Below are 3674 nucleotides of genomic sequence, written 5' to 3' on the forward strand. Positions count from 1 at the left end.
CGAAAGTGCGGGTGCGGACCAGTTCGGTGGAGGCCGTGCGCAGCATGGTCGCCAATGGCAGCGGTGTGGCGATCCTGTCGGACCTGGTGCACCGGCCCTGGTCGCTGGAGGGCAAGCGCATCGAGACGGTGACCATCAGCGATCCGGTGACACCGATGAGCGTTGGCTTGGCCTGGCACCGGGAACGGGCGTTCAGCCCGGCAATGCAGGCTGTGCGCAATTACTTCCATGATGCGTTCCTGGCGCCGCAGCAGTTGTCGGCACGGCGCTGACTGTCCGCCTGCAGGCGCGACTCTCCGCGGGTGAATCCGCACACAGCGCCTGCATTCGGAATCAACGCCACTCGCTATAGGGCTCCAGCGGCGTCACCGGCAACGCCAGGTTGCCCCGCCACGGTTCGAACAGGTAGCGCAGGTAGAGCATGCCATGGCTAGGCGCATAGTCATCGCTGTGCTGCCAGTCGAAGCCGCCGCCCAACACCCAATGGTCGCTCAGGCGACGCTCGAACAGCCCGCGCAGGCGGTAGCCCAGCCCGCTGCTGTCGCTGGCGTCGTTCATGGCATCGATGTTGGAGCCTACGTCATACAGTGCAAGCACCTTGCGGTTGACGTGCGCGTCCGGGTACAGGCGGCTGCGGCCGCTGTGGGCCTGGGACCAGCTGACAGAGCCTTCCAGCAGCACCGACCAGTCGTAGTTGCGCCAGGCATAACTGACAGGTACGCCAACCGATGTGTAGCGCTGCGGGCTGTAGTAGCCGCCCTGCCCCAGGCTGTAGCCCCCCAGGTCTTTGTCATGACGCCAGTGCATCAGCGTAAGGCCCACACGCACACGCTCATCGGCTTTTTCCACCACGCGGTGGTACCAGCCGGCCATGGCCCGGGTGCGCTGGTTGTCGGCGACGTTCTCGCCATACAGCCAATGGTGCCCGAGGCTGGCCCAGACGCCATTGTCACCGCCCTGGTCCCAGCTCAGGCCGAGCGTGGCGCCATTGGCCGTGACCCCACCCCAGCGCACGCCCGTGCGCGGGTCACGTGCGCCGGCAAACGATAACAGCGAGTTGCTCATCGGCCTCCGCGAAGCGGTCAGCGACCAGCCAAGCTGGCCGAGGTCACCGTTGACCGTGGCGCCACCCAACCAGTTGTTGATCGCGTAGCCCTGAGTAGTGCCCAGGTCGAAGGCCCAACGGCTGCCCTGCCAGCCCAGCGCCAGCACGCTGCCGTCCGCCGTTTGCGAATCGCCCTCACACGCAGGGAGCGACTTCCCGTCAGCGGTGCTGCCAACAAACTGGCAGCTGCCGAAATCCGGGGTATAGCGCCCCTGGTCGTTCTGCTCGAATGACCCCGCATCCATGCCGATGCGCTCCACCCGCGCAAAGGCGGTACCGTCCTGCCAAGGGGTATCGACATGCAGCAAGGTCGAGTGAGTACTTAGTTCGGACGTGCCCGGCGTACCGTCGTCCTCGCGCCAACCGTAGTCGTGCATCAGCGTCACATGGGTATTGCGCTGGCGATACAGTGCATCGACATCGCTGCGCAGGCTGCGTGCCAGCCAGTCGTCATCATCCTGCTCACGGCTGGCCAGCGTCAGTGCACGATCGTCCCGTGGCGACACGGCAGCACGCTCGAGCAACTGCGCATCGGCCATCGCTGCGGCGTAGAGGTCCAGTGCCCGTTGCGGGTCATCCTGTGCCACCAGGCGGGCAGCGTCGCGCCGCAACAAGGGATCGGGGCGAGGCTGCTGCCCGGCGATCTGGTCGAGCATTCTGGCCGCCTGGTCGTGTTCGCCCAAGGCGACCCAGACAGCCGCCAGGCGCCGCTGGGCGTTGCTGTCATCGGCGGCCAGTTGCGGCACCTGCACAGCCAACATGTGCCGGGCCTGTGCCAGGTTGCCTTCGGCCACCGCGCTTTCGATCACGCCAAGGCGCGCCTGGGGTTGCCCAGGCTGCATGGCAAGCACGCGCTGGTAATAACCGCGCGCCTTGCCAGGCTCACCGTTCGCCGCCGCCCAGTCAGCCAGCAGCATCAGGTCGTCGGTGCTGCCTTCGCCACGCGCCAGGCTGGCCTCGAGCAGACGGGTCGCTTCAGCCGTGCGGCCTTGTGCCTGCAACTGCTGCGCCGAGGCCAGGGTCATGCGGCGGCGGATACGTTGCTCCAGTGCATGCATGTCAGCGTTCCATGCCCCCTGCGGCACCGCGCCCAGGCTGTCCAGGGCCAGCGCATCGCGGTCGCTGGACTCCAGGAACAGGCCATGGGCATAGCGGGTAGACGGATCGCCCGGCTGGCGCTGCACGATCCTGGCGAATGCTGCGTCAGCCTCGGCGCTGCGCCCCAGGTGGCGCAGGCTGCTGGCCAGCTGGTAGACCAGCCAGGGCTCATCGGGGGCCAAGGCCGTGGCCTGGCCCAGCGCCTGGCTGGCCGCCGCCCAGTCCTCACGCTGCATGGCCTGGTCACCTTGCTGGCGCAGGCGGGCGAGTTCCAGGCTACGACGCAGGCTGGCGAACTGCGCTTGCTGCCGAGGCGACAGGCTGTCCAGGTACGCCCGCGCCTTGTCGGGCGATTGCGCCTGGTACACACGCACCAGGCCGCGCACGGCACTTTCGTTTTCCGGTGCCATGCGCCGAACCTGCAGGAATTGCCGCTCGGCGGCCGCTATATCACCCTCGGCCAGCGAGACATCCGCCAGGCCCAGCAAAGCGTATTCCTCCTTCGGGCGCTGCTGGCGTGCCTGCTGGTAGTAGGCGCGGGCCGCGCTCATGTCTTTCGCCTGCAGTGCCCGTTCCCCTTTGCTGAGCAGGGTCCAATACTGGCTGGACGACTCCAGGTCCTTCCACTGGCTGATCCAGTAGGTGTCCTGTTCCTTGGCACTTGCCGCCCGGAACGCCGCATTGGCGTCTTCGTAGCGGCTCTGGCGCATCAGCGCATAGCCCAGAGCCCCCTGCAGGCTGGCATCATCCGGATACTGGCGCAGCGCCCGGCGTAGTTGTGCTTCGGCTTCAGCGTTGCGGCCCTTGTCGAGCAATGCCAAGCCCCGCTGGCCAGCCTGCCAGGACGGGTCGGCCAGCAGTTTGCGCTGTTGTTGCAGGGTCTCGCTGGCCTGCGCCAGCAACGGTGAGGCCGGGTAACGCTGGAGGAACGCTTGCCAGGCCGCCGCACTGGCGGCGCTCACCGCTTGCCCAGACAGGTAGTCGAACTCACGCTGGGCAGCGGCATCCCGTGCGCCAGGGTCGCGCGACAGCTGGTCGAGCAAGGCCAAGGCTTCGCGGTCGCGATTTTCGGCGAACAGCCAGCCGGCCAGGGTCTGGCGCAGCCCGGCACTGCCAGGGTACTGCTGGTCCAGTTGCTGCAGCTGCCTGATCGCTTCAGGGCGCTGGCCCGGGAGGTTGCCGCGCACGCGCCAGTAGTCCAGGGCCAGCTCCAGGCTTGGCGGTTCGCCAGCGAACAACTGTTCATAGGCCGCCAGCGCCTCTTCATTGCGCCCTGTTACAGCCAGCAGGCGGGCCTGCTGCAACTGCCGAGCGCGCTCCGGCTGCTGCAGCTCGAGCAGGCGCCTGGCCTGGCGGGCCTGCAAACTGCCAGGCGCGACGGCACTGATCCGGGCACCCAACTGCTCGGCCTCGATACTGTTCTTTTCGCGCAATGCCAGGCTCAGGGCCGCCAGCAACACATCCGGGTTGC

At 67.3% G+C, this 3674-nt stretch carries 2 protein-coding genes; one reads left to right on the forward strand and one right to left on the reverse strand.

The window, feature by feature from the left end; genetic code table 11:
- Positions 1–272, forward strand: a 272-nt coding sequence (locus tag JV551A3_RS17990; protein ID WP_235874605.1) for a LysR substrate-binding domain-containing protein, incomplete at its 5' end; no start/stop codon positions are given.
- A 61-nt stretch (positions 273–333) separates the two neighbouring features.
- On the opposite strand, the gene bcsC is transcribed toward JV551A3_RS17990, so the two are convergent.
- Positions 334–3674, reverse strand: a 3341-nt coding sequence (gene bcsC, locus JV551A3_RS17995) for a cellulose synthase complex outer membrane protein BcsC (RefSeq protein ID WP_133979012.1), incomplete at its 5' end; no start/stop codon positions are given.

Source organism: Pseudomonas inefficax (assembly GCF_900277125.1).
Classification (GTDB): Bacteria; Pseudomonadota; Gammaproteobacteria; order Pseudomonadales; family Pseudomonadaceae; genus Aquipseudomonas; species Aquipseudomonas inefficax.